Annotated in this window: 15 protein-coding genes, 3 tRNA genes, 5 rRNA genes and 1 other RNA gene; 1 reads left to right on the top strand and 23 read right to left on the bottom strand. The window is 40.5% G+C overall.

Translation table 11 applies throughout. The annotated features are described in order from the left end of the window. Window positions 1-11: 11 nt before the first annotated feature. The 6 genes from R9X47_RS16830 to R9X47_RS16805 form a co-directional block, all read right to left on the bottom strand. A 23S ribosomal RNA gene (locus tag R9X47_RS16830) occupies window positions 12-2,934 on the bottom strand. Between the two features lie 190 nt (window positions 2,935-3,124). Then, a tRNA-Ile gene (locus R9X47_RS16825) sits at window positions 3,125-3,201 on the bottom strand. Window positions 3,202-3,260: 59 nt separating this feature from the next. Then, window positions 3,261-4,793 (bottom strand): 16S ribosomal RNA (locus tag R9X47_RS16820). A gap of 318 nt (window positions 4,794-5,111) precedes the next feature. Continuing rightward, a 5S ribosomal RNA gene (gene rrf / locus R9X47_RS16815) occupies window positions 5,112-5,228 on the bottom strand. 93 nt (window positions 5,229-5,321) lie between these two features. Continuing rightward, window positions 5,322-8,244, bottom strand: a 23S ribosomal RNA gene (locus R9X47_RS16810). Window positions 8,245-8,402: 158 nt separating this feature from the next. After that, a 16S ribosomal RNA gene (locus tag R9X47_RS16805) occupies window positions 8,403-9,935 on the bottom strand. The 16S, 23S and 5S rRNA genes sit together here with 1 tRNA gene alongside, the layout of an rRNA operon. Before the next feature lie 520 nt (window positions 9,936-10,455). Here R9X47_RS16805 and R9X47_RS16800 point away from each other — a divergent pair. Continuing rightward, window positions 10,456-11,634 carry a pyridoxal phosphate-dependent aminotransferase gene (locus tag R9X47_RS16800; protein ID WP_432662209.1) on the top strand — a complete coding sequence of 393 codons (1,179 nt, stop codon included), beginning with the start codon at window positions 10,456-10,458 and terminating at the stop codon, window positions 11,632-11,634. Window positions 11,635-11,675: 41 nt separating this feature from the next. Here R9X47_RS16800 and R9X47_RS16795 read toward each other — a convergent pair whose 3' ends face one another. From R9X47_RS16795 to R9X47_RS16715, 17 genes are all read right to left on the bottom strand, one after another. Further along, window positions 11,676-12,296, bottom strand: a complete 621-nt coding sequence (locus tag R9X47_RS16795) for a 50S ribosomal protein L25 (RefSeq protein ID WP_432662208.1) — start codon at window positions 12,294-12,296, stop codon at window positions 11,676-11,678. Window positions 12,297-12,726: 430 nt separating this feature from the next. Continuing rightward, entirely contained in the window at window positions 12,727-12,999 is a 273-nt protein-coding gene (locus R9X47_RS16790; RefSeq protein ID WP_432662207.1) for a pro-sigmaK processing inhibitor BofA family protein, read from the bottom strand. Between the two features lie 274 nt (window positions 13,000-13,273). Beyond that, window positions 13,274-13,573 carry a DUF2508 family protein gene (locus tag R9X47_RS16785; RefSeq protein ID WP_432662206.1) on the bottom strand — a complete coding sequence of 100 codons (300 nt, stop codon included), beginning with the start codon at window positions 13,571-13,573 and terminating at the stop codon, window positions 13,274-13,276. 93 nt (window positions 13,574-13,666) lie between these two features. Beyond that, window positions 13,667-14,266 (bottom strand): recombination mediator RecR, encoded by a 600-nt coding sequence (recR, locus tag R9X47_RS16780; protein ID WP_432662205.1) that lies wholly within the window; start codon window positions 14,264-14,266, stop codon window positions 13,667-13,669. 73 nt (window positions 14,267-14,339) lie between these two features. Continuing rightward, window positions 14,340-14,678, bottom strand: coding sequence for a YbaB/EbfC family nucleoid-associated protein (locus R9X47_RS16775; protein ID WP_432662204.1), 339 nt, complete (start codon window positions 14,676-14,678; stop codon window positions 14,340-14,342). A 183-nt stretch (window positions 14,679-14,861) separates the two neighbouring features. Then, window positions 14,862-16,565 carry a DNA polymerase III subunit gamma/tau gene (gene dnaX / locus R9X47_RS16770; RefSeq protein WP_432662203.1) on the bottom strand — a complete coding sequence of 568 codons (1,704 nt, stop codon included), beginning with the start codon at window positions 16,563-16,565 and terminating at the stop codon, window positions 14,862-14,864. A 137-nt stretch (window positions 16,566-16,702) separates the two neighbouring features. Next, window positions 16,703-19,348, bottom strand: a complete 2,646-nt coding sequence (locus tag R9X47_RS16765; RefSeq protein ID WP_432662202.1) for an HD domain-containing phosphohydrolase — start codon at window positions 19,346-19,348, stop codon at window positions 16,703-16,705. Between the two features lie 174 nt (window positions 19,349-19,522). After that, window positions 19,523-19,788, bottom strand: an RNA gene (ffs, locus tag R9X47_RS16760) — signal recognition particle sRNA large type. 64 nt (window positions 19,789-19,852) lie between these two features. Then, window positions 19,853-19,941: transfer RNA gene (locus R9X47_RS16755), tRNA-Ser, on the bottom strand. A 4-nt stretch (window positions 19,942-19,945) separates the two neighbouring features. Beyond that, complete coding sequence (gene tadA / locus R9X47_RS16750; RefSeq protein ID WP_432662201.1) at window positions 19,946-20,395, bottom strand: tRNA adenosine(34) deaminase TadA; 450 nt, start codon at window positions 20,393-20,395, stop codon at window positions 19,946-19,948. Window positions 20,396-20,432: 37 nt separating this feature from the next. Then, window positions 20,433-20,509: transfer RNA gene (locus R9X47_RS16745), tRNA-Arg, on the bottom strand. A 212-nt stretch (window positions 20,510-20,721) separates the two neighbouring features. Continuing rightward, a complete protein-coding gene (locus R9X47_RS16740; protein ID WP_432667645.1) occupies window positions 20,722-20,889 on the bottom strand; it encodes a hypothetical protein in 168 nt (55 codons plus the stop codon). A gap of 110 nt (window positions 20,890-20,999) precedes the next feature. Further along, window positions 21,000-22,541: a M1 family metallopeptidase gene (locus tag R9X47_RS16735; protein ID WP_432662200.1), complete on the bottom strand. Its 1,542-nt coding sequence runs from the start codon at window positions 22,539-22,541 to the stop codon at window positions 21,000-21,002. Between the two features lie 155 nt (window positions 22,542-22,696). Beyond that, a complete protein-coding gene (locus R9X47_RS16730; RefSeq protein ID WP_432662199.1) occupies window positions 22,697-23,008 on the bottom strand; it encodes a DUF3795 domain-containing protein in 312 nt (103 codons plus the stop codon). Window positions 23,009-23,041: 33 nt separating this feature from the next. After that, the gene (locus R9X47_RS16725; RefSeq protein WP_432662198.1) at window positions 23,042-23,356 is read right to left on the bottom strand and encodes a MazG nucleotide pyrophosphohydrolase domain-containing protein; all 315 of its coding nucleotides are present in this window, start codon (window positions 23,354-23,356) and stop codon (window positions 23,042-23,044) included. Window positions 23,357-23,414: 58 nt separating this feature from the next. Continuing rightward, window positions 23,415-23,984, bottom strand: coding sequence for an HD domain-containing protein (locus R9X47_RS16720; protein ID WP_432662197.1), 570 nt, complete (start codon window positions 23,982-23,984; stop codon window positions 23,415-23,417). Further along, entirely contained in the window at window positions 23,974-24,714 is a 741-nt protein-coding gene (locus R9X47_RS16715; protein WP_432662196.1) for a 2-phosphosulfolactate phosphatase, read from the bottom strand. The genes R9X47_RS16720 and R9X47_RS16715 overlap by 11 nt, the downstream gene beginning before the upstream one ends. Between the last annotated feature and the right edge of the window lie 15 nt (window positions 24,715-24,729).

Here is a 24,729-nt window from a genome sequence, read left to right as displayed (position 1 = left end):
CAATGGAAAGTATGGTCAAGTCCTCGACCTATTAGTACCTATCAGCTAAAGACATTACTGCCCTTACACCTTAGGCCTATCAACCAGATAGTCTTTCTGGGGTCTTAATCCATAAATGGATGGGAAATCTTATCTTAAGGTGGGCTTCGCGCTTAGATGCCTTCAGCGCTTATCCCTTCCGTACATAGCTACTCAGCGGTGCTCCTGGCGGAACAACTGATGCACCAGAGGTACGTCCATCCCGGTCCTCTCGTACTAAGGACAGCTCCTCTCAAATTTCCTGCGCCCACAGCGGATAGGGACCGAACTGTCTCACGACGTTCTGAACCCAGCTCGCGTGCCTCTTTAATGGGCGAACAGCCCAACCCTTGGGACCTACTACAGCCCCAGGATGAGACGAGCCGACATCGAGGTGCCAAACCTCCCCGTCGATGTGGACTCTTGGGGGAGATAAGCCTGTTATCCCCGGGGTAGCTTTTATCCGTTGAGCGATGGCCCTTCCACTCGGAACCACCGGATCACTAAGCCCGACTTTCGTCCTTGCTCGACCTGTATGTCTCGCAATCAAGCTCCCTTCTGCCTTTGCACTCTTCGCGCGATTTCCAACCGCGCTGAGGGAACCTTTGGGCGCCTCCGTTACTTTTTGGGAGGCGACCGCCCCAGTCAAACTGCCCACCTGACAGTGTCCCAAGACCGGATCACGGTCTCTGGTTAGAACTTCAGTATTACAAGAGTGGTATCCCAACAACGACTCCGCACAAACTGGCGTCCATGCTTCTAAGTCTCCCACCTATCCTGTACATGCAATACCAAAATCCAGTGCCAAGCTACAGTAAAGCTCCACGGGGTCTTTCCGTCCTGCTGCGGGTAACCGGCATCTTTACCGGTACTACAATTTCACCGAGCCTACTGTTGAGACAGTGCCCAAATCGTTACGCCTTTCGTGCGGGTCGGAACTTACCCGACAAGGAATTTCGCTACCTTAGGACCGTTATAGTTACGGCCGCCGTTTACTGGGGCTTCGGTTCACAGCTTCGCATACGCTAACCACTTCCCTTAACCTTCCAGCACCGGGCAGGCGTCAGCCCCTATACATCATCTTTCGATTTAGCAGAGACCTGTGTTTTTGCTAAACAGTCGCTTGGGCCTATTCTCTGCGGCCACCTCGGGCTATTCACCCTAACGTGGCACCCCTTCTCCCTAAGTTACGGGGTCATTTTGCCGAGTTCCTTAACAGTAGTTATCTCGCTCGCCTTAGGATTCTCTCCTCACCTACCTGTGTCGGTTTACGGTACGGGCACCTTTTATCTCGGTAGAAGCTTTTCTTGTCAGTGTGGAATCAGCAAGTTCGCTACTTATTTTTCGCTCCTCATCACCTTTCAGGATTGCAAAGACGGATTTGCCTATCTCTGCTCCCTACGGGCTTGAACCCACTCAACCAACCGTGGGCTTTGCCTATCCTCCTGCGTCCCTCCATTCCTCAAACGATAAAGTGGTGGTACAGGAATCTTCACCTGTTGTCCATCGCCTACGACTTTCGTCCTCGGCTTAGGTCCCGACTTACCCTGAGCGGACGAGCCTTCCTCAGGAAACCTTAGGTTTTCGGCGGGTAGGATTCTCACCTACCTCTCGCTACTTATGCCAACATTCTCTCTTGTATAAAGTCCACTGCTCCTTACGGTACAGCTTCAGCCGATATACAATGCTCCCCTACCCCTGCCATACGGCAAGCCATAGCTTCGGTAACAGATTTGAGCCCCGGTAATTTTCGGCGCAGAGCCACTCGACTAGTGAGCTATTACGCACTCTTTAAATGAGTGGCTGCTTCTAAGCCAACATCCTAGTTGTCTAAGCAGCTCCACATCCTTTCCCACTTAATCTGTATTTAGGGACCTTAGCTGATGGTCTGGGCTGTTTCCCTCTCGACTACGAATCTTATCACCCGCAGTCTGACTCCCAGATAAAAGAATACGGCATTCGGAGTTTGATAGGCTTCGGTAGGCGGTGAAGCCCCCTAGGCCATTCAGTGCTCTACCTCCGTTTCTCTAAATCTGAGGCTAGCCCTAAAGCTATTTCGGGGAGAACCAGCTATCTCCGAGTTCGATTGGAATTTCTCCGCTATCCACAGGTCATCCGATAGCTTTTCAACGCTAAACGGTTCGGACCTCCACGAAATTTTACTTTCGCTTCATCCTGCCCATGGATAGGTCACCCGGTTTCGGGTCTACGGCATGCAACTAAATTCGCCCAGTTAAGACTCGCTTTCGCTGCGGCTCCAGACCAAAGGTCCTTAACCTTGCTGCATACCGTAACTCGTTGGCCCGTTCTACAAAAAGTACATGGTCGTTCATATAAAGAACTTCCACTGCTTGTAGACATAGGGTTTCAGGTTCTATTTCACTCCCCTCCCGGGGTTCTTTTCACCTTTCCCTCACGGTACTATCCTCTATCGGTCACCAGGTAGTATTTAGCCTTGGGAGGTGGTCCTCCCAGCTTCCCACAAGGTTTCACGTGCCTCGTGGTACTCTGGAGTAGTGCCAAGGATCTTCTTCTTTCACCTACAGGACTTTCACCTTCTGCGGTGGGCCTTTCCAGACCTCTTCGGTTAGAATACCTTCCTCTTTATGGCTCTATCCACAACCCCTAAAGCCGTAGCTCTAGGTTTGGGCTCTTCCCCTTTCGCTCGCCGCTACTGAGGGAATCGATTTTTCTTTCTCTTCCTCAGGGTACTTAGATGTTTCAGTTCCCCTGGTTGCCTCCAACTGCCTATGTATTCAGCAGAAGGTATCTAAGGTTTACTTAGATGGGTTTCCCCATTCGGAAATTCCCGGATCAAAGCTTGCTTGCAGCTACCCGAGACTTATCGCAGCTTACCACGTCCTTCGTCGGCTCCTGGTGCCAAGGCATTCACCCTATGCCCTTAATAACTTGACCATTATATTAGTCAATAAAACCTTTTTACAAAAGTTAAATTAACTCAGTGAAATTGCTTTTATAGCAATTCTGTTTCTCTCCATTGTTCAGTTTTCAAAGAACAAAATTATGATGGTAGTCTTTTTACCTTTCGATAAAAAACACAAAATTTCCCTCAAACCTAAAGGTTCGCTATAAAATTTTGTTGACTTGGTGGGCTTAAGTGGACTTGAACCACCGACCTCACGCTTATCAGGCGTGCGCTCTAACCAGCTGAGCTATAAGCCCATATTTTATTGAACATCCTTAGACATTCAAAACTAAACAGTGTAAGGTTTTCTCCTTAGAAAGGAGGTGATCCAGCCGCACCTTCCGATACGGCTACCTTGTTACGACTTCACCCCAGTCATTGATTTCACCTTCGGCAGCTTCCTCTTAAAAAGTTAGATAGCTGACTTCGGGTGCCCCCAACTCCCATGGTGTGACGGGCGGTGTGTACAAGACCCGGGAACGCATTCACCGCGACATTCTGATCCGCGATTACTAGTAACTCCAACTTCATGTGGGCGAGTTGCAGCCCACAATCCGAACTGGGACTGGCTTTTTGGGATTCGCTCCAGATTACTCATTCGCTTCCCGTTGTACCAGCCATTGTAGCACGTGTGTAGCCCAGAACATAAGGGGCATGATGATTTGACGTCATCCCCACCTTCCTCCGGTTTGTCACCGGCAGTCTCTCTAGAGTGCCCAGCTTAACCTGCTGGCAACTAAAGACAAGGGTTGCGCTCGTTGCGGGACTTAACCCAACATCTCACGACACGAGCTGACGACAACCATGCACCACCTGTCTCCTCTGTCCCCGAAGGGAAAGGTACGATTAAGTACCGGTCACAGGGATGTCAAGTCCTGGTAAGGTTCTTCGCGTTGCTTCGAATTAAACCACATGCTCCGCTACTTGTGCGGGTCCCCGTCAATTCCTTTGAGTTTCAGTCTTGCGACCGTACTCCCCAGGCGGAGTGCTTAATGCGTTAACTCCGGCACCGAGGGTGTGAACCCCCGACACCTAGCACTCATCGTTTACGGCGTGGACTACCAGGGTATCTAATCCTGTTCGCTCCCCACGCTTTCGTGCCTCAGCGTCAGTTGCAGTCCAGAGAGTCGCCTTCGCCACTGGTGTTCCTCCTAATATCTACGCATTTCACCGCTACACTAGGAATTCCACTCTCCTCTCCTGCACTCAAGCCATACAGTTCCAAAGGCTTACTACGGTTGAGCCGTAGCCTTTCACCTCTGGCTTATTTGGCCGCCTACGCACCCTTTACGCCCAGTGATTCCGGATAACGCTTGCCCCCTACGTATTACCGCGGCTGCTGGCACGTAGTTAGCCGGGGCTTCCTCCTAAGGTACCGTCATTATTCTTCCCTTAGGACAGAGTTTTACGACCCGAAAGCCTTCTTCACTCACGCGGCGTTGCTGCATCAGGCTTTCGCCCATTGTGCAATATTCCCCACTGCTGCCTCCCGTAGGAGTCTGGACCGTGTCTCAGTTCCAGTGTGGCCGATCACCCTCTCAGGTCGGCTACTGATCGTCGCCTTGGTAGGCCTTTACCCCACCAACTAGCTAATCAGACGCGGGTCCATCTTGTACCACCTGAGTTTTGACTAATGCGCCATGCGACGCTATAGTTTTATGAGGTATTAATCACCGTTTCCAGTGGCTATCCCTCTGTACAAGGCAGGTTACCCACGCGTTACTCACCCGTCCGCCGCTTTCCAGTTAATCCTTCATCCGAAGAATCAGTCATAACCTTCTCGCTCGACTTGCATGTGTTAAGCACGCCGCCAGCGTTCATCCTGAGCCAGGATCAAACTCTTAAAAAAAATCTGGCGTTTATTATCTTTAGCTTGAATTATATCAAACTAAGGTTTAATTCCTTACACTGTTTAGTTTTCAATGTCCAAAGTTTTTTTCTGTCGTTTTAGCGACAAGAATTATTATATCAAATCTTTTTCATCTTGTCAACACTTTTTTCGACATTTTTTTCGCCGCTGTTTTTCAGCGACAAACAATATGTTACCATGCTTTTATTACTTTGTCAATTGGTATTTATTGCATATTTTTTAAATCATATATGCAACTTTAACCTTTATTAGATAAATAAAAGAGTCAGAAGTAATTTGTCTTCTGGCTCTTTCACAAACCGGCAACGACTTACTCTCCCAGGCAGCTGCCCGCCAAGTACCATCAGCGCTGAAGAGCTTAACTTCTGTGTTCGATATGGGAACAGGTGTATCCTCTTCGCTATTGCCACCGGATTTTTCGCTTTTAAGCGAATAAATGTCATTAATTTAATTTTAAGTTAGAGATAATAAATTACTTTATTCTCTCAAAACTGAACAATGGAAAGTATGGTCAAGTCCTCGACCTATTAGTACCTATCAGCTAAAGACATTACTGCCCTTACACCTTAGGCCTATCAACCAGATAGTCTTTCTGGGGTCTTAATCCATAAATGGATGGGAAATCTTATCTTAAGGTGGGCTTCGCGCTTAGATGCCTTCAGCGCTTATCCCTTCCGTACATAGCTACTCAGCGGTGCTCCTGGCGGAACAACTGATGCACCAGAGGTACGTCCATCCCGGTCCTCTCGTACTAAGGACAGCTCCTCTCAAATTTCCTGCGCCCACAGCGGATAGGGACCGAACTGTCTCACGACGTTCTGAACCCAGCTCGCGTGCCTCTTTAATGGGCGAACAGCCCAACCCTTGGGACCTACTACAGCCCCAGGATGAGACGAGCCGACATCGAGGTGCCAAACCTCCCCGTCGATGTGGACTCTTGGGGGAGATAAGCCTGTTATCCCCGGGGTAGCTTTTATCCGTTGAGCGATGGCCCTTCCACTCGGAACCACCGGATCACTAAGCCCGACTTTCGTCCTTGCTCGACCTGTATGTCTCGCAATCAAGCTCCCTTCTGCCTTTGCACTCTTCGCGCGATTTCCAACCGCGCTGAGGGAACCTTTGGGCGCCTCCGTTACTTTTTGGGAGGCGACCGCCCCAGTCAAACTGCCCACCTGACAGTGTCCCAAGACCGGATCACGGTCTCTGGTTAGAACTTCAGTATTACAAGAGTGGTATCCCAACAACGACTCCGCACAAACTGGCGTCCATGCTTCTAAGTCTCCCACCTATCCTGTACATGCAATACCAAAATCCAGTGCCAAGCTACAGTAAAGCTCCACGGGGTCTTTCCGTCCTGCTGCGGGTAACCGGCATCTTTACCGGTACTACAATTTCACCGAGCCTACTGTTGAGACAGTGCCCAAATCGTTACGCCTTTCGTGCGGGTCGGAACTTACCCGACAAGGAATTTCGCTACCTTAGGACCGTTATAGTTACGGCCGCCGTTTACTGGGGCTTCGGTTCACAGCTTCGCATACGCTAACCACTTCCCTTAACCTTCCAGCACCGGGCAGGCGTCAGCCCCTATACATCATCTTTCGATTTAGCAGAGACCTGTGTTTTTGCTAAACAGTCGCTTGGGCCTATTCTCTGCGGCCACCTCGGGCTATTCACCCTAACGTGGCACCCCTTCTCCCTAAGTTACGGGGTCATTTTGCCGAGTTCCTTAACAGTAGTTATCTCGCTCGCCTTAGGATTCTCTCCTCACCTACCTGTGTCGGTTTACGGTACGGGCACCTTTTATCTCGGTAGAAGCTTTTCTTGTCAGTGTGGAATCAGCAAGTTCGCTACTTATTTTTCGCTCCTCATCACCTTTCAGGATTGCAAAGACGGATTTGCCTATCTCTGCTCCCTACGGGCTTGAACCCACTCAACCAACCGTGGGCTTTGCCTATCCTCCTGCGTCCCTCCATTCCTCAAACGATAAAGTGGTGGTACAGGAATCTTCACCTGTTGTCCATCGCCTACGACTTTCGTCCTCGGCTTAGGTCCCGACTTACCCTGAGCGGACGAGCCTTCCTCAGGAAACCTTAGGTTTTCGGCGGGTAGGATTCTCACCTACCTCTCGCTACTTATGCCAACATTCTCTCTTGTATAAAGTCCACTGCTCCTTACGGTACAGCTTCAGCCGATATACAATGCTCCCCTACCCCTGCCATACGGCAAGCCATAGCTTCGGTAACAGATTTGAGCCCCGGTAATTTTCGGCGCAGAGCCACTCGACTAGTGAGCTATTACGCACTCTTTAAATGAGTGGCTGCTTCTAAGCCAACATCCTAGTTGTCTAAGCAGCTCCACATCCTTTCCCACTTAATCTGTATTTAGGGACCTTAGCTGATGGTCTGGGCTGTTTCCCTCTCGACTACGAATCTTATCACCCGCAGTCTGACTCCCAGATAAAAGAATACGGCATTCGGAGTTTGATAGGCTTCGGTAGGCGGTGAAGCCCCCTAGGCCATTCAGTGCTCTACCTCCGTTTCTCTAAATCTGAGGCTAGCCCTAAAGCTATTTCGGGGAGAACCAGCTATCTCCGAGTTCGATTGGAATTTCTCCGCTATCCACAGGTCATCCGATAGCTTTTCAACGCTAAACGGTTCGGACCTCCACGAAATTTTACTTTCGCTTCATCCTGCCCATGGATAGGTCACCCGGTTTCGGGTCTACGGCATGCAACTAAATTCGCCCAGTTAAGACTCGCTTTCGCTGCGGCTCCAGACCAAAGGTCCTTAACCTTGCTGCATACCGTAACTCGTTGGCCCGTTCTACAAAAAGTACATGGTCGTTCATATAAAGAACTTCCACTGCTTGTAGACATAGGGTTTCAGGTTCTATTTCACTCCCCTCCCGGGGTTCTTTTCACCTTTCCCTCACGGTACTATCCTCTATCGGTCACCAGGTAGTATTTAGCCTTGGGAGGTGGTCCTCCCAGCTTCCCACAAGGTTTCACGTGCCTCGTGGTACTCTGGAGTAGTGCCAAGGATCTTCTTCTTTCACCTACAGGACTTTCACCTTCTGCGGTGGGCCTTTCCAGACCTCTTCGGTTAGAATACCTTCCTCTTTATGGCTCTATCCACAACCCCTAAAGCCGTAGCTCTAGGTTTGGGCTCTTCCCCTTTCGCTCGCCGCTACTGAGGGAATCGATTTTTCTTTCTCTTCCTCAGGGTACTTAGATGTTTCAGTTCCCCTGGTTGCCTCCAACTGCCTATGTATTCAGCAGAAGGTATCTAAGGTTTACTTAGATGGGTTTCCCCATTCGGAAATTCCCGGATCAAAGCTTGCTTGCAGCTACCCGAGACTTATCGCAGCTTACCACGTCCTTCATCGGCTCCTGGTGCCAAGGCATTCACCCTATGCCCTTAATAACTTGACCATTATATTAGTCAATAAAACCTTTTTACAAAAGTTAAATTAACTCAGTGAAATTGCTTTTATAGCAATTCTGTTTCTCTCCATTGTTCAGTTTTCAAAGAACAAAATTTGAATGTCCTTAGACATTCAAAACTAAACAGTGTAAGGTTTTCTCCTTAGAAAGGAGGTGATCCAGCCGCACCTTCCGATACGGCTACCTTGTTACGACTTCACCCCAGTCATTGATTTCACCTTCGGCAGCTTCCTCTTAAAAAGTTAGATAGCTGACTTCGGGTGCCCCCAACTCCCATGGTGTGACGGGCGGTGTGTACAAGACCCGGGAACGCATTCACCGCGACATTCTGATCCGCGATTACTAGTAACTCCAACTTCATGTGGGCGAGTTGCAGCCCACAATCCGAACTGGGACTGGCTTTTTGGGATTCGCTCCAGATTACTCATTCGCTTCCCGTTGTACCAGCCATTGTAGCACGTGTGTAGCCCAGAACATAAGGGGCATGATGATTTGACGTCATCCCCACCTTCCTCCGGTTTGTCACCGGCAGTCTCTCTAGAGTGCCCAGCTTAACCTGCTGGCAACTAAAGACAAGGGTTGCGCTCGTTGCGGGACTTAACCCAACATCTCACGACACGAGCTGACGACAACCATGCACCACCTGTCTCCTCTGTCCCCGAAGGGAAAGGTACGATTAAGTACCGGTCACAGGGATGTCAAGTCCTGGTAAGGTTCTTCGCGTTGCTTCGAATTAAACCACATGCTCCGCTACTTGTGCGGGTCCCCGTCAATTCCTTTGAGTTTCAGTCTTGCGACCGTACTCCCCAGGCGGAGTGCTTAATGCGTTAACTCCGGCACCGAGGGTGTGAACCCCCGACACCTAGCACTCATCGTTTACGGCGTGGACTACCAGGGTATCTAATCCTGTTCGCTCCCCACGCTTTCGTGCCTCAGCGTCAGTTGCAGTCCAGAGAGTCGCCTTCGCCACTGGTGTTCCTCCTAATATCTACGCATTTCACCGCTACACTAGGAATTCCACTCTCCTCTCCTGCACTCAAGCCATACAGTTCCAAAGGCTTACTACGGTTGAGCCGTAGCCTTTCACCTCTGGCTTATTTGGCCGCCTACGCACCCTTTACGCCCAGTGATTCCGGATAACGCTTGCCCCCTACGTATTACCGCGGCTGCTGGCACGTAGTTAGCCGGGGCTTCCTCCTAAGGTACCGTCATTATTCTTCCCTTAGGACAGAGTTTTACGACCCGAAAGCCTTCTTCACTCACGCGGCGTTGCTGCATCAGGCTTTCGCCCATTGTGCAATATTCCCCACTGCTGCCTCCCGTAGGAGTCTGGACCGTGTCTCAGTTCCAGTGTGGCCGATCACCCTCTCAGGTCGGCTACTGATCGTCGCCTTGGTAGGCCTTTACCCCACCAACTAGCTAATCAGACGCGGGTCCATCTTGTACCACCTGAGTTTTGACTAATGCGCCATGCGACGCTATAGTTTTATGAGGTATTAATCACCGTTTCCAGTGGCTATCCCTCTGTACAAGGCAGGTTACCCACGCGTTACTCACCCGTCCGCCGCTTTCCAGTTAATCCTTCATCCGAAGAATCAGTCATAACCTTCTCGCTCGACTTGCATGTGTTAAGCACGCCGCCAGCGTTCATCCTGAGCCAGGATCAAACTCTTAAAAAAAATCTGGCGTTTATTACTTCTTTAGCTTGAATTATATCAAACTAAGGTTTAATTCCTTACACTGTTTAGTTTTCAATGTCCAAAGTTTTTTCTGTCGTTTTAGCGACAAGAATTATTATATCAAATCTTTTTCATCTTGTCAATAACTTTTTTCGACATTTTTTATCGCCGTTTTCAGCGACAAGTAATATATTACCACGTTACTCCCATAATGTCAATTGGTATATTTTTCTTTTGTAATGCCCTTTTTAAAACTAATGATTATGTCGCACAATACTTTATATTGAATACAGCTTTCTTATTAATAAAACCCATAAAAAGTTTTTTGTTTTATTGCAAAACTCACCACTTTAATATACATTAAATAATAAACAGTTTTATAGGGATTTAAGTAAAACTATTATGTTTATGTACATCTATACCTCTAAAATTTTCGAAGAGCCATGAAGAGCCATTAAGGGTTTTAATATGTATAGATTGAGTTTTACTTTATGAACTCTATACTAAGGAGTGATTTATAATGTTATCAAAAAAGCTAGACCACGTAACCCCTTCTTATACCATAGAGATAAGCACAAAGGTTAGTGAACTGAAAAGCCAAGGCATCGATATAATTAACCTAAGTATTGGGGAACCAGATTTTTTTACTCCCGAGTCCGCAAAGAAGAAAGGCCTTGAAGCAATTCAAGAAAACAGAACTAAGTACGATGCCGCCGCAGGTTTAAAGGAGCTTAGAAGGGCAATCTGTGATAAATTGAGAGAAGAAAACAATATTCACTATGAATTAGACGAGATAATTGTTTCTAGCGGAGCTAAACATTCCATTACAAATACATTAATGGCTCTTTTAGATCCTGGTGATGAGGTAATCATCCCCAAACCTTTCTGGGTAAGTTATTCAGAAATGGTTAAAATGGTCGGAGGTGTGCCAGTTTATATCGAGACTAAAAAAGATAATGACTTTAAGTTGACATCGGACGAACTTAAAAATGCTATTTCTTCTAAAACAAAACTCTTACTAATCAACAATCCTTCAAATCCTACTGGTGCTATATATACAGAGGAAGAGCTAAGATCTATTGTAGATGTGGCTCTAAATAATAACATGTATATATTAGCTGATGAGATATATGAGAGAATACGATACACTGGTAAGTTTACAAGTATCGCAGCCTTATCCGACGAAGCTAAAGAAATCACTATAACTATAAATGGTCTATCAAAATCCGCAGCAATGACTGGTTGGAGAGTAGGTTATTCGGCTTCTTCAAAAAAGATAGCAAGAGCCATTTCAACTATTCAAGGGCATTTAGTTTCTCATCCTTCTACCATTTCCCAATGGACTGCATACGGAGCTCTTACTTTATGCGAAGATGATATAGCTAAAATGGTAGATATATATGCCCAACGTAGAGACAAGGCAGTTTCATTACTTTCAAAACTAGATGGTATATCATTTATAAATCCCGAGGGAGCCTTTTACATATTTTTAGATGTATCTTCATTTAAAGATAAGTTTGATTTTGAGGATAGTTATTCCGTTGAATTCTGCAAGAAATTTTTAGAAGATTACAATGTTGCCATAGTTCCAGGAATAGCCTTTGGAATAGATGACTATGTTAGAATCGTGTATTGCGCTGACATTAATGATGTTGAAGAAGGTATAAGAAGACTGGACGAGTTTACAAAGTCATTATAAAACGTAGAAGCCCACGAGACTATTTCTCATGGGCTTTTTTTCTATTCTTCTTCAATCGGTTCATAATCTGACTCAGTTAGAAGTTGCTCTTCTACTTCTTCATCATCAAGTCTTCCTGCCTTAGTCAGCGAAGCAATGACTTCTTTATCTTCATTAAGAACTGTAAGTTCTTCTGCGAATTCTATATCTCCAATCTTAATAGGATGTCCAAAGACCAAGTCTTTAACACTCACTTCTATACTCTCTGGTATGTTTTGAGGTAAACATTCTATCTGAACTTCTCTAAGTTGATGCTGTATGGTAGAAAAACTATCTTCTACTAGTTGTCTACCACTCAAGGTAATAGGTACAGTAGCCTGTATAGGCTTGTCGAAGGAAACGCTTTGAAAATCAATATGTATTATCTGCTTATGTACTGGATCTCTTTGTAATTCTTTGATCACAGAGGTTATCTTTTTTCCATCTATATCTAAGTCTAACAACACATTAGCACCATGATTCCTTAGAATATTGTTTACCTCTCTCTGGTCAATCTCAATTGCCCTAGGTTCTATATCATAGCCGTATACAACTCCAGGTATATGTCCACTGTTTCTAACCCTATTACTAGCATTCGAACCGATATCATTTCTAATTTCACTATTCAAAGATGATTTCAACATACTATTCCCTCCCCAAATTCTTCTCATCTGTTATAGAGCTTCAAGTAGAACTATTAATTTATGCATATCTAAAACTCCTAGAAATCTTTTCCTAGAAATCTTTAGTATTTACATATACATAAATTAAGCTTCATTATATGAACTCTATATAATTGTTTATCTTCATTAGTCATTATTGCCACTCAGATTTGTTTTATACTAAAACTCAGATTATTTAATGAAAGCAATGATCGTCAAAAGCAACTACAATAATTCAAATTTTCTATAGGGAATCAGGATTAGATCTTCTTTAATCAGTATTAGTCAAGCCCAATATTTTGAGCAAAAAAATAAATAGGCTATTCACCTATTTAAATCTGTATTAACTCATGATATACCTTTATATAAATATCGATCTTCGTAAAGTTCTCTATCTACTGCTTATCCTAGGTTATATTACCCCTTTCAAGAATACCAGCATAATCACACCTGGTATACCTAGGATTCCGGCTATCAATGCCGTCACAGGATTGATGACTATACTAAAACCAATTACGTTTCCTATAAGGTTCACTACCAAAAGTAGAATCCCCCCTATTATTCCATTGTATATCAATTTAAGTATCCACTTGAGAGGAAACAATAATAAATAACCAATAACATATAACAATATCAGTCCCAAGGCATATGCAAAAATAACACTAAGCTCTATTCCAATACCCATACTAGACCTCCAATATCCACGTATGTTGTCTAACAGTATATTATATAGAGTTTGTCTCATAGATATTACACTTTTTTATATCACGTAGGAAATTATAAATCTTTTGAAACCATTACCGATTTAATAATTTACATTATATGTATATAGTTCTACTTGAATCTCTACATGGTAAACTCCACTTTAAAAATCTTTGCTAAAGACTTTATTCTCCCTCTTAATCTCCCATAAAAATAGCCTATTATTCAATAGGAATAATAGGCCTTAGCAATTATCTTCAATGCATATCTCCATGTACATTCATTTCTCTAGCGAGCTTCAATAGGTAGGTATATCTAGTTCTTGCAGCCTCTATTCTAAATATTGCATGATCAATCAAATCCGGGTCGGTTACGTTTTGAAAATATTTTTCTGCATTTTTCCAATCTTCATGGGCTATACGTATATTTTCTAGTATTTGTTCACCTTCGCTTTTCACTTGCCCATACATAAACTTTTCATATACACTAGCTAAATTGTTTAAAAGTTTATTTTCCGTTCTTTCTTTTTTCTTTTCTTGTCTATATTGTTGTGTCATTGTCTCTCCCCCCAACCATACTTTCTATTGGCTATTATAACCATTTTCTGGGTTTAATATACTCAAAGGGGTAGTGCAATAACATATTTCATTCTATAATTCTCTTCTTCCTTCTAAGGCCTTTGCCAAGGTCACCTCATCAGCATACTCCAAATCTCCACCAACCGGCACACCATGAGCTATCCTCGTCACCTTGATTCCCATCGGCTTAACAAGCTTTGAAATATACATCGATGTCGCTTCACCTTCAATATTAGGGTTTGTAGCCAATATTATTTCATCTACGTCGTCTCCTTGAAGTCTCATAAGAAGCTCCTTTATCTTTATATCCTCTGGACCTACTCCTTCCATCGGTGATATTGCGCCATGCAAAACATGATAAAGCCCGTTATATTCCCTTATTCTTTCCATAGCAGCTATATCCCTAGGATCTTCCACAACGCAAATAACACTCTTCTTTCTCTTAGGACTTGTACATATATTACACGGGTCCATATCCGTAATGTTAGAGCATATAGAGCAATATCTAGTTTTTCTTTTCGCATCTATTATAGCTTCTGCCAAATGAATTGCGTCATCTTCTCTTGAATTCAGCACATGAAAGGCTAATCTTTGAGCAGTTTTCTTCCCTATCCCAGGCAACTTTGAAAATTCTTCAATAAGCCTAGCTACGGGTAGTACAAAGTTCGCCATAGCTCCACCTCCATTAGTCATAAATTTAATTCCAGAAAGATTAAAACAGACGAGTCAACTGACTCGCCTGAAATTAAAATAGTCCTGGTATATTCATTCCACCTGTAACTTTGCCCATCTCTTTAGAGACCATTTCTTCTGCTTCTCTCAAGGCTTGATTAACAGCAGCTACTATTAAATCTTGAAGCATTTCCACATCATCAGGGTCTACAACTTCAGGCTTTATTTGTATATCTAGCAGTTCTCTTTTTCCATTTACTTTTACAGTAATGGCTCCTCCACCAGCAGTTACCTCTAGTTCTTTTTGTTCAACTTCCCCTTGTACCTGCTCCATTTGCTTTTGCATTTTTTGTACTTGCTTTAACATATTATTCATATTACCTGGCATACCCATTTTTCTTCCCTTTGCCATTATAATACCTCCATTCACTTCATTATATAAATTATTTTATATGCAATTTATTTATAAATCTTTATCTCAAATTCATGCCCTATATCCAGAAAGTTGAAATACAAAAGATTTATTACAATTTCTATATTATTATAACATATAGAAATTTATAATCATTACTATTTTCTCATCTTTAAAGCGCTTTTACTCCACTATCTCTAATTTATCCTGAAAATCCGAAAAATACTCTTTTACCATTCTAACCTCTTCTTCTTTTCCAGAATCATCTTCTATAGTTTCACTTTCTTCATTAGCAACAGCAGCAATTTCATCATCCATAACACACTTTATTTTTATTTTTTGGCCAGTTACTTCATATACCACACCTTCTATAAATTCACTATTGCTTTTTTTACTCGTTGCATCTTTATGGAACCAAAACCCATCTTTAAAGGATATTATAAGCCTATTTTCTTCAGTCCTTGTAGGTTTTCCCTCCATCAAGACAGCATGTATGGCAACCTTCTTTTTTCTTATTTCCTTTAAAATCACATTCCACTTAGCTTTAATCTCTTTAAAATTCACACTAGCACTAGGTCCTGCAAACCTTTCTTCATTCACGCTTTCCTCACGTACAGACTCACTAGCTTTAACTCCAACAGCTTTATTTATACTTTTTTTAGGAGCTTCAACCACTTTAGTTCTTGTGCTCTCTTCTTTTGGTAAATTGTAGTTCACATTAGTCGGTTGAAATTTCAAATTCTGAATTTTCTTTTCCAGCTTATTTATTCTATCTATTAGACCTTCATATGAGTCATCTATACGGGGTTGCATAATTTTCACCATTGCTAATTCCAACAAAACCCTAGGCTGGCTTGACCATTTTATCTCCGCTTCAGTTTGAGCTAGTATATTTATTATCCTTATTATCGTATTAAACTCAAATTCTTTGCCCTGTTCCTTCAATCTTTCTATATTTTCCACAGATATATCAATTACCTCTTCTAAGCTCTCAGTCATCTTAGTCATCATTAAATTTCTAAAATGATTTATAAGCTCCTTTATAAATTGACTAATATCCTTACCACTATTAACCAATTCATCTATTAACTCCATTGCCTTTTTTGAGTCCTCTTCATATATTGACTTGGTCAATTTGAAAAGGAATTCATCAGTTACCATTCCTAGAGTTTCAATTACCTTTTCATAGGTCAAACTGCCTTCAGTAAAGGATATACATTGATCAAGTATACTCAAAGCATCTCTTACGGCACCATCGGAATTTCTAACCACAATCCTCAATGCCTCATCTTGGGCATCGATTTCCATACTAGTACATATATGTTTCAACCTTTCAAATATATCATCAGAACCAACCCTCTTAAAGTCAAACCTTTGACACCTCGAAAGAATAGTAGCAGGTATTTTTTGAGGCTCTGTAGTAGCCAATATAAATATCACATAGCTCGGTGGTTCTTCTAAGGTTTTAAGTAGTGCATTAAATGCACCTTGAGATAGCATATGAACCTCGTCAATGATGTATACCTTAAATTTTGCCCGTGAAGGCGGATACTTTACATTTTCCCTAAGTTCTCTTATATTATCTACTCCATTATTAGACGCCGCATCTATTTCAACAACATCCATAATACTTTCATTTAATATACCCTTGCATACTTCACATTCATTACAGGGGTTAAAGTCCTCTGGCGCCAAGCAGTTTATAGCTCTGGCAAAAATCTTAGCTGTAGAAGTCTTTCCAGTTCCCCTTGTCCCACAAAACAGATATGCATGGGCAATACTATCATTCTTTATTTGGTTTTTCAAAGTCATAGTAATATGAGTTTGCCCAACTACATCTCCAAAAACTATCGGTCTCCATTTTCTATATAATGCTGTATAGCCCATCTATTTCATCACCCTTAATTAATTTACAGCCCTATTTTACTGCCCTTTAATTATACCACAAAAAAAGAGGCAGTTTAATAAAACCACCTCAGACTATCGAACAGCATTTAATTCCTCTGTATATCGTTTGTAGATTTTCATACCTCTACATTTTGTTCTTTAATAAGACTCTCTATCTCCACTCTATTGTTTTCACATATATTTCTTACTGCATCCACTACGAAAGGGCAAAATTGAGTGCCATTATGTTTTTCAAGCTCATCCATAGCTTCATCTATAGTTCTAGCTTTGCTATAGGATCTAGTAGTAGTAATTGCATCAAAGGCATCGGCCGCCCCAATAATACAGGCCTCTAGAGGTAGATCATCTATTTTCACATCATAGGGATAACCCTTTAAATTGTATCCTTTATGGTGTAATAACACGCCATTTAATATATTTTCCGATAAGCCAATATGACTCAGTATCCTTTCACCTATCTCTGGATGCTTAGTAATCGTCAAATATTCCTCTTCGCTTAACTTCCCTGGCTTTGTTAATATCGCATCATCTATTCCTATTTTACCTATATCATGAAGAATTCCAGCTATATGTATCTCTTCTATTCTTTTTTCATCAAGCCCAAGCTGCTTAGCAATAAGAGTAGAATACTTTGCAACCCTTAGGGAATGGCCTTCGGTATATGAATCCTTTGCCTCAACAGCAGTTGCCAGTGTTTTTATTGTCTTAAAATATGACTCCTTTAAATTCTCATATAGTTTAGCCTTTTCCATTGCCACTGCAATATGATTTGAAAAAGCCATCAAAATTTCTATTTCCACATCATCTATTTCCCTCAAGGCCCCTATATTTAAGGTCCCAATAACTTCACCTTCTAATTTCAATGGTATAAATATCAAGAAATCTACCTTTTTTGATATTTTTAACACGTCGTTATTTTTACCATAATAGGGGTCTTCCTCTATATTCATATCTCGTAGAATGACCATATCTTTATTTAGAATCATTTCATTGATTTTTCTGTACTTTATATTGATAGGACCTTTATAAGCAAATTCTTTTAATACACCAGATAAAGCTTTAAGCTCTAACTCTTCACCCTTCAATAATCTCAATGTACACAGTTCAACTTCAAGTAGCTCATGTATTTTATCTACTATAGTCTCAAACAAATCATCCATCTTAACTTTAGAAGCGAGAATACTGCTTATATTATTCAAAATTCTAAGTTCTTTATTTTTCTTCAATATTTTATCTTGAAGTCTTCTCTTTTCGGTAACATTTCTACCTATTCCATGTATAGATACTAGCTTTCCGTCAAGAAAAATTCTATTGATATTCGCAGCAAAAATAACTCTTTCCTCACTACTAGCCTTCAAAAACCATAGATCAAAATTCTTAAGATCCTTCTTTTTAAACTCCTCAATAATGTCGCTACAACCTTCGTAGCTATGCATTGGACACATTATAGAGAAAATAGATTTTCCTATCAGATCATTCGGTTCATATCCAAGTATCTCTTTTACCGTATCATTGATATATGTTATTTGACCATCTGGAGTTGTAACCCAGATTAAGTCGGTAATATTTTCAATAAGGGTTCTATACTTTGTTTCTGAATAATTCAACTGTTCCGTTGTTGCTTGAAGTTGTTCATAGGATGCTTCTAGCTCAATATAAGTTTCTTCCAACAATTCATTTTTTGAAATCAAGTCATCGGATTGACTAACTAGATTTTCATAATTGTTCTTTATCGTATTAGCCATCAAATTAAAGGAGTTCATCAATTCACCAAAGTCACGATCCTTTGAAATTGAAAGTTTTGTATCATAATTGCCACTTAAAATTTCTCTCACCCCTTTTTTCAATTGAACAACAGGGATAGATACTTTTTTAGATATATATATTATGTATAAAAGCATTAAGAACATTATCAACAGATATATAAGCACAAAAGTTTCTATAACCTTTCTAATCTGTTTATAATACTCCTGTGCATTCTGAAAGGTTATAACACCCAAGCCCATACTTTCTACTTTTGTGTATACACCAATAATTTTTTTGCCTTTATAGTTTGATTTTACGAGTTCTTCAGGCTGACTTATAAACATTGTATATCCCATGTCCTTCAGTCCTCCACTATCGTAAATAAGGTTTCCATTATCATCTACAACTACATGAAATGCCTTCCCATTTATATCTATATTGTTTATTTGTTCTATTATATTATCAAATAAGTAATCTACACCTAAAACACCCAACAATCCACCTTCTCTGTCATGTATGGGAACAGATATAGTCATCACATCTTGTTTTGTCGCTATATCCAAATAGGGTTTACACAAATAAATACCATCTCTTTCTACAGCACCCTTATACCATTCCCTTTTCCTGAGATCGGTCTCTCCAAAGTACTTAGTCCAAGAGTTAGCATCATATTTTTCCCCACTATTTGTAGCAACATATAGATTTAAAACTTCCTTATCTATATTTTTCTTTTGATCCTTTAAGTACATATTAATACTTAATTCATCTTGGGCGTCTAGGATATTATATCTAAGGGATTTAGCTAAGGATTTAAGTACCGTAGCCTTACTTTCAAATGATAAGTTTACCGATTCCGTGTCATTAATCACGTCCGCTAAAACCCTTTGGTCATATTGCTGTACTATATATTTAAATAGATATCTGTAGGTAACTGAACCTAGTAAAATGAAAGGTATTATTACAACACCCAAAAATATTACAATTAACCTATTTCTAAAGCTTTTTCCGAATAACATTTGAAAGCCTCCATATGCATAGACATAGATCAATATCTTATCTTATATTATTTTATTATACCATTTTTTATGATATCCTGTCCCAATTTATCCAATTTTGTCGTTATTTCATAAAGATAACAAAAAATATAAAAGCATGTGTTTTTTTCCACATGCTTATTTATCAATATATAGTCGTGCACCTACTCTCGACATGTTGCCACAGACGTAACCTAAACAGTTAGCTCAAACCAGGCACCCCCACGGCACACGAGAGGGCTTACTTACCGTTGCTTCCTTCCGGACCTGGCGGGGTTCATAAGTTCCCGTTGCGTAGGACCCAATTATCCTCACCACTTATTTAGGGCAGACTCTACAAACATCATGCCTCCAATAGGACTTCAATCCTGCTATAGCGGATTGCAGGTTACAGGGCACCGCTACCTCCCCATCTAGCACGACAAACTTTATAAACTTTTTAATATATAATTGCTTCATTCATAGCTAGAAAACAATTATATTCACTGGCGGAGAGAGCGGGACTCGAACCCGCGGGGCCTTGCGGCCTTACACGCTTTCCAGGCGTGCCCCTTAGCCAACTCGGACATCTCTCCAAATCTATTTTTTCCTTAAATTTCTAAAAAACTCTTTCATAATGTTTGAACATTCATCACTCAAAACATTATATATAACCTCAGCTCTATGGTTAAGTCTCTCGTCGTTTACAATGTTATATAACGACCCAACTGCTCCACCTTTAGGATCCATAGAACCAATAAAAACTCTATCAATTCTAGCCATCACTATTGCACCAGCGCACATAGGACAGGGCTCTATCGTAACATACAAATCACAATTTGTCAACCTCCATCCACCCAATGCCTCCGAAGCTCTTTTAATAGCAAGGATTTCGGCATGGGCGGTAGGATCTTTAGCGCTTTCTCTCAAGTTGTAACCTCTAGCAATAATCTCATTATTTCTGACGATTACTGCTCCGATGGGAACTTCTCCAAGTTTAAAAGCCTTATCTGCTTCTTTTAAGGCTTCCTTCATATAAAACTCTTTCATTTTACACCTTTATCCCATAAAGCGATTTGTGTTAATTTGGTGCACCTGAGAGGATTCGAACCCCCGGCACGTGGTTTAGGAAACCACTGCTCTATCCTGCTGAGCTACAGGTGCACAGCCATAATTCGTAAAACCACCAGCAAAGAATATAATATCATAAAATAATTCAGAGTGCAAATATAATTTTTTTGTATATATGGTAGTTTTATGTAATTCTTTATGTTTTATTCATAGTTTTTATTTTATGTATAATTCTACTTTAATCTCTATAGTCAATATGGTTTTCTATAAAATTCAAATCATCTCAGATTGTTCCTCACAATTACTTAGTAATTGATATCCACCCCAGAAACTTCTAGATTTCTAAAAATAAAGAATCTTGAAAGGGTTATAGTTATCAAGTCATTTTTTGACTTTATAGTGTTATTAAGGAATACATCTATCCCTTCACATTCATGCTTTGTATATTCAGCTTTATTATTGGGAACTTCCATAGACACGTATGGGATCGGCAGCTTAACTCAGCAACCGTCCATATGATAATCAACCTTCAAGGTATTTTTATTCTTTTTCTTTAAATATGCCTTTACTCTTTCATCTATCTTTATTTCCATGTACTTTTCTCATCACCTTTATCTTTCAACCACTTGTCAAAATAATCATCCAATTCTTTTCCTGTAACCTCTTCACATACGGCTAGAAAATCCTCTGTGGTTGCAATCTTAAATTTATATCTATTATAATATATTTCTAGAATTTTATAAAATTTTTCTTTACCATATCTATCTTTGATATCATCTAAAAATATGGCGCCCTTAGTATACACTAACTTGCCGTAATCGTTCCACGACTTAAAGTTATTTAAAGATTTCAGTACCGTCTTATCCTTTAGAGAGTCTACCGTTCTAAAGTAGCCATCCTCATTTTGAGACTCATGATATGCTTCTCCTTTGTTTTCTCCGTAATTCTCCATCATATATATCACTTCAGAATATGATGCAAAGCTCTCATCTAGCCAAGCCTCATCTATTTGGTCATTCCCGACTATGCCATACCACCATTGATGGGCTGTTTCATGAACAATTACAACTTCAAGGAACCCAATAGAACCTTTATCATAGTATTGACTCCCTATGAATACAATTCCCGGATATTCCATACCACTGGGAAAGCTGGTTTGTACAACTGAGTATTCCCTATAGGGATACTCTCCAAAAACTTTATTAAATGTTTTTATAGACTTCTCAGCAAACCCCAATGCCTTATTTCTAATATCTTGATCATTATCTCCATCATCTTTAAGATAGTACATTTTCAACAGGGTTCCGTCAACTTCTTTTTCCACTACTTCAAAGGAACTACTTGCTACCCAGGCAAAATCCCTTACAGAATTAGCCTCAAGTTCCCATTTTCTTATACCTTCAACTACGCTACTGGAAAGTGTGTTTCCTGTAGATGCAATGACAAAATCTTCAGGCGCTTTTATATTAACCTTGTAATTACTCACATCAGCATAAAAAGGATCTCCTATAGCATAGTATGGATCAAGGTTCCATCCAGATTCATCATATACGGCAATCGAAGGATACCAGTTCCCTAGATTATAGGTTTTATCACCGTATCCAAAACGTTCAGCAGCACGAGGTAGTTTTATATTGTATTTCATATCTATTGTTATCTGATCTCCGGTCTTCAATTTCCGTGGAAGACTTACCTCCATTATAGTCTCGTCTAATTCTCCAATACTATATTTCCCCTTATCACCGTCAACGTAAACCTCTTCAATATCTATGTATCCTGCAGAAAAACCATTAGGATATGCATTTATAAAGTCACCAAACAAGAAGGGTGCTGTCTCTTTTTTCCTAAAGGCATTTGGGTAGAGGTGAAAATACACTTTATCAATTTCGACTCCTTCATTGTTGATATATATGACCTGTTGAGTCCCCTTAATGTTTTTTTCATCAGGAGAGAACTCCACATCAATGTTATATTGATTTACGTCTTTAGAAACTGCTACATATTTGGGATCATTTTTCACTTCATCAAGAGGCTCACTCTTATCTTTTTCCTTTGGAGAACATACCGTAAAGGTTAATAAAAAAATTGAAATAACCAATATTAATTTTATAATTCTTTTAGCCATATTCAATCAATCCTTTAGAAAATTTTATAGAAACCTACCTACACGTTCCTTCAATCATGAAAAGTTCCATATCTCTAGATGACAACCTTCTTATATTATATGAACTTTATTACTCCAATATTTCTCTATAATTGCTTACTCTATTCTAAAGCCCTTTAGAATCCATTTATCTCTATCCAATTATAAAATTTTTCTATTCTATCACAGGGGTATTTATAACACTGACTACATGTTTGGATTTCTTGACTCATATTACAGTCCCTTATATCACATTTTGCACATAGAAAAAATAGTCTTTGGGATTTGCAGCCATAACACAGAATGTCTTCTTCATTAAATTTTCTATTGTATGTCACTCCCCATTCCTCTGCCGTTTTCCTTTTTAGATCTTCATCATCATTTATTGTTGCAATATAAACTGGACAAGCTGAGCAATCTATACCACAATAGGCTTTGTTAGTATCCATATCCTCCCCCCTATCATGTCTTTTCAAGTTCTGTTAATCTGAGCCTATATCTCCTTTGATGTTAAATCTTTCCTCGTATTTCTTAAGAACCTTATATAGGCTTTCCTCTAGATTTATATCAGTAGAATTCGCAAGACAAATTAAAGAGAATAGGACGTCTCCCATTTCCTCCTGCCAATCTTCATTAGCTATAAAATTTTTTTTTCCATAATCCGTAGCCTTTAAAATTTCTTTAGCCATTTCTCCTACTTCAGACACTAGATCTATTATTCTAACATTAGGAGATATATTTAAGTTTTTCTCATTCGTAAACTTTTCAATCTTTTTTTGAATCTCTATTAGTTCCATTTAATTCTCCTTTGCTTATATTCAACCCAGATTATTCATGAAAAATATGGGTTGAATTTTACTCTAATATCTTTAATACACTATAGTATTTCTCTTCAATAAGCTCTTTTCCTTCTTTATTTAACTTATTCCAACTCCTCATGACCTTATTCCTTACCCATTCCTTGCCCTCATCAATGTCCATGTTTTTTTCCTTGTACACATAATATAACAAGGAAACAACCTGATCAATATGGGCCATGGCATCTCCGCTAGCTACGCAAACCTCTTCCTTCGATAATCTATCGCTATCAATACTTGCCCTATGGGATAAAATACACCCCTTTATTTTTTCAATCCTATTAGTTGGATAATCTAAGTCTTTAAGAATCTTCTCAGCTTCTTGCCCACCATATATATGGTGGTCTTTATAACATTTAAAATCCTTTATACTGGCGTAATCATGGAGCAAAGACGCAAGCTCTACTATTTCTTCATCGGCACCTATCTTTTCAGCCAGTTTTTTTGAGTATTTTACAACATAGACTATATGATGGGACCATATTCCATAGCCAAAGGCATTGCTCTCTCTTTTACAGGCATCTTCCACAATTCCCTCTACTTTTCGCACTATATCTTTAGCTGTCATGGTTACTCTCCTTTGCCACTCTTATGTATCCATCTTTATAAATCGGAACTATATCATATATATCTCTTTGTAAGCAATATCTCAAATCCTCTGTAAATCCATTTGCCTCAAGTCTCTTATAGTGACTACACTTTTTAAGAATTTCATGAATATCCTTCTCATAGGCTTCATATAACTCTTTAACAGTCCAACCTAAGTCCGTTGTATTTATATCCGCCTGGCTAGCTATTAGAGAGGTAATCATTCCTGCACAAAGAGCATCATCCATAGAATACTTTTCGTATGTTCCAGAACAAACAATAGCAACATCTTCTTTATCCTTTATTAGCTGATTTGCTACAGCCCTTGCATTTAGAAATGATGCGATATAAAGTTTCTCTGCCTCTGCACAGGCTTTAATAGTTCTTGTTCCATTTGTTGTAGTCAAAACTACTTTTTTCCCCTTAACATTTTCTTCAGTATAGAGAAGAGGTGAGTTTCCAAAATGGAATCCCTTAATTATCTTAGCATCCCTTTCTCCACCCAATATAGCTACATCTTTAGCCTCCTTATTATAAGTCTCCCAGGCCTCTTCTATATGTTCTACAGGGATCACACAGCACGCCTTATTTGCCATGGCCGTAACTATAGTCGATGTAGCCCTTAAAACATCAATAACCACTACATTCCTCCCAGAAATCCTTTCACAGTTTACTTCCTTAACGGAATCTATAACATCAATATTCATCATCTATTCTCCTTCTAT

It is taken from the genome of Wukongibacter baidiensis, assembly GCF_050888315.1.
GTDB classification, from domain to species: Bacteria; Bacillota; Clostridia; order Peptostreptococcales; family Caminicellaceae; genus Wukongibacter; species Wukongibacter baidiensis.
The sequence above is the reverse complement of the archived record's forward strand: the minus strand, read 5'-3'. Positions and strand labels throughout refer to the sequence as shown.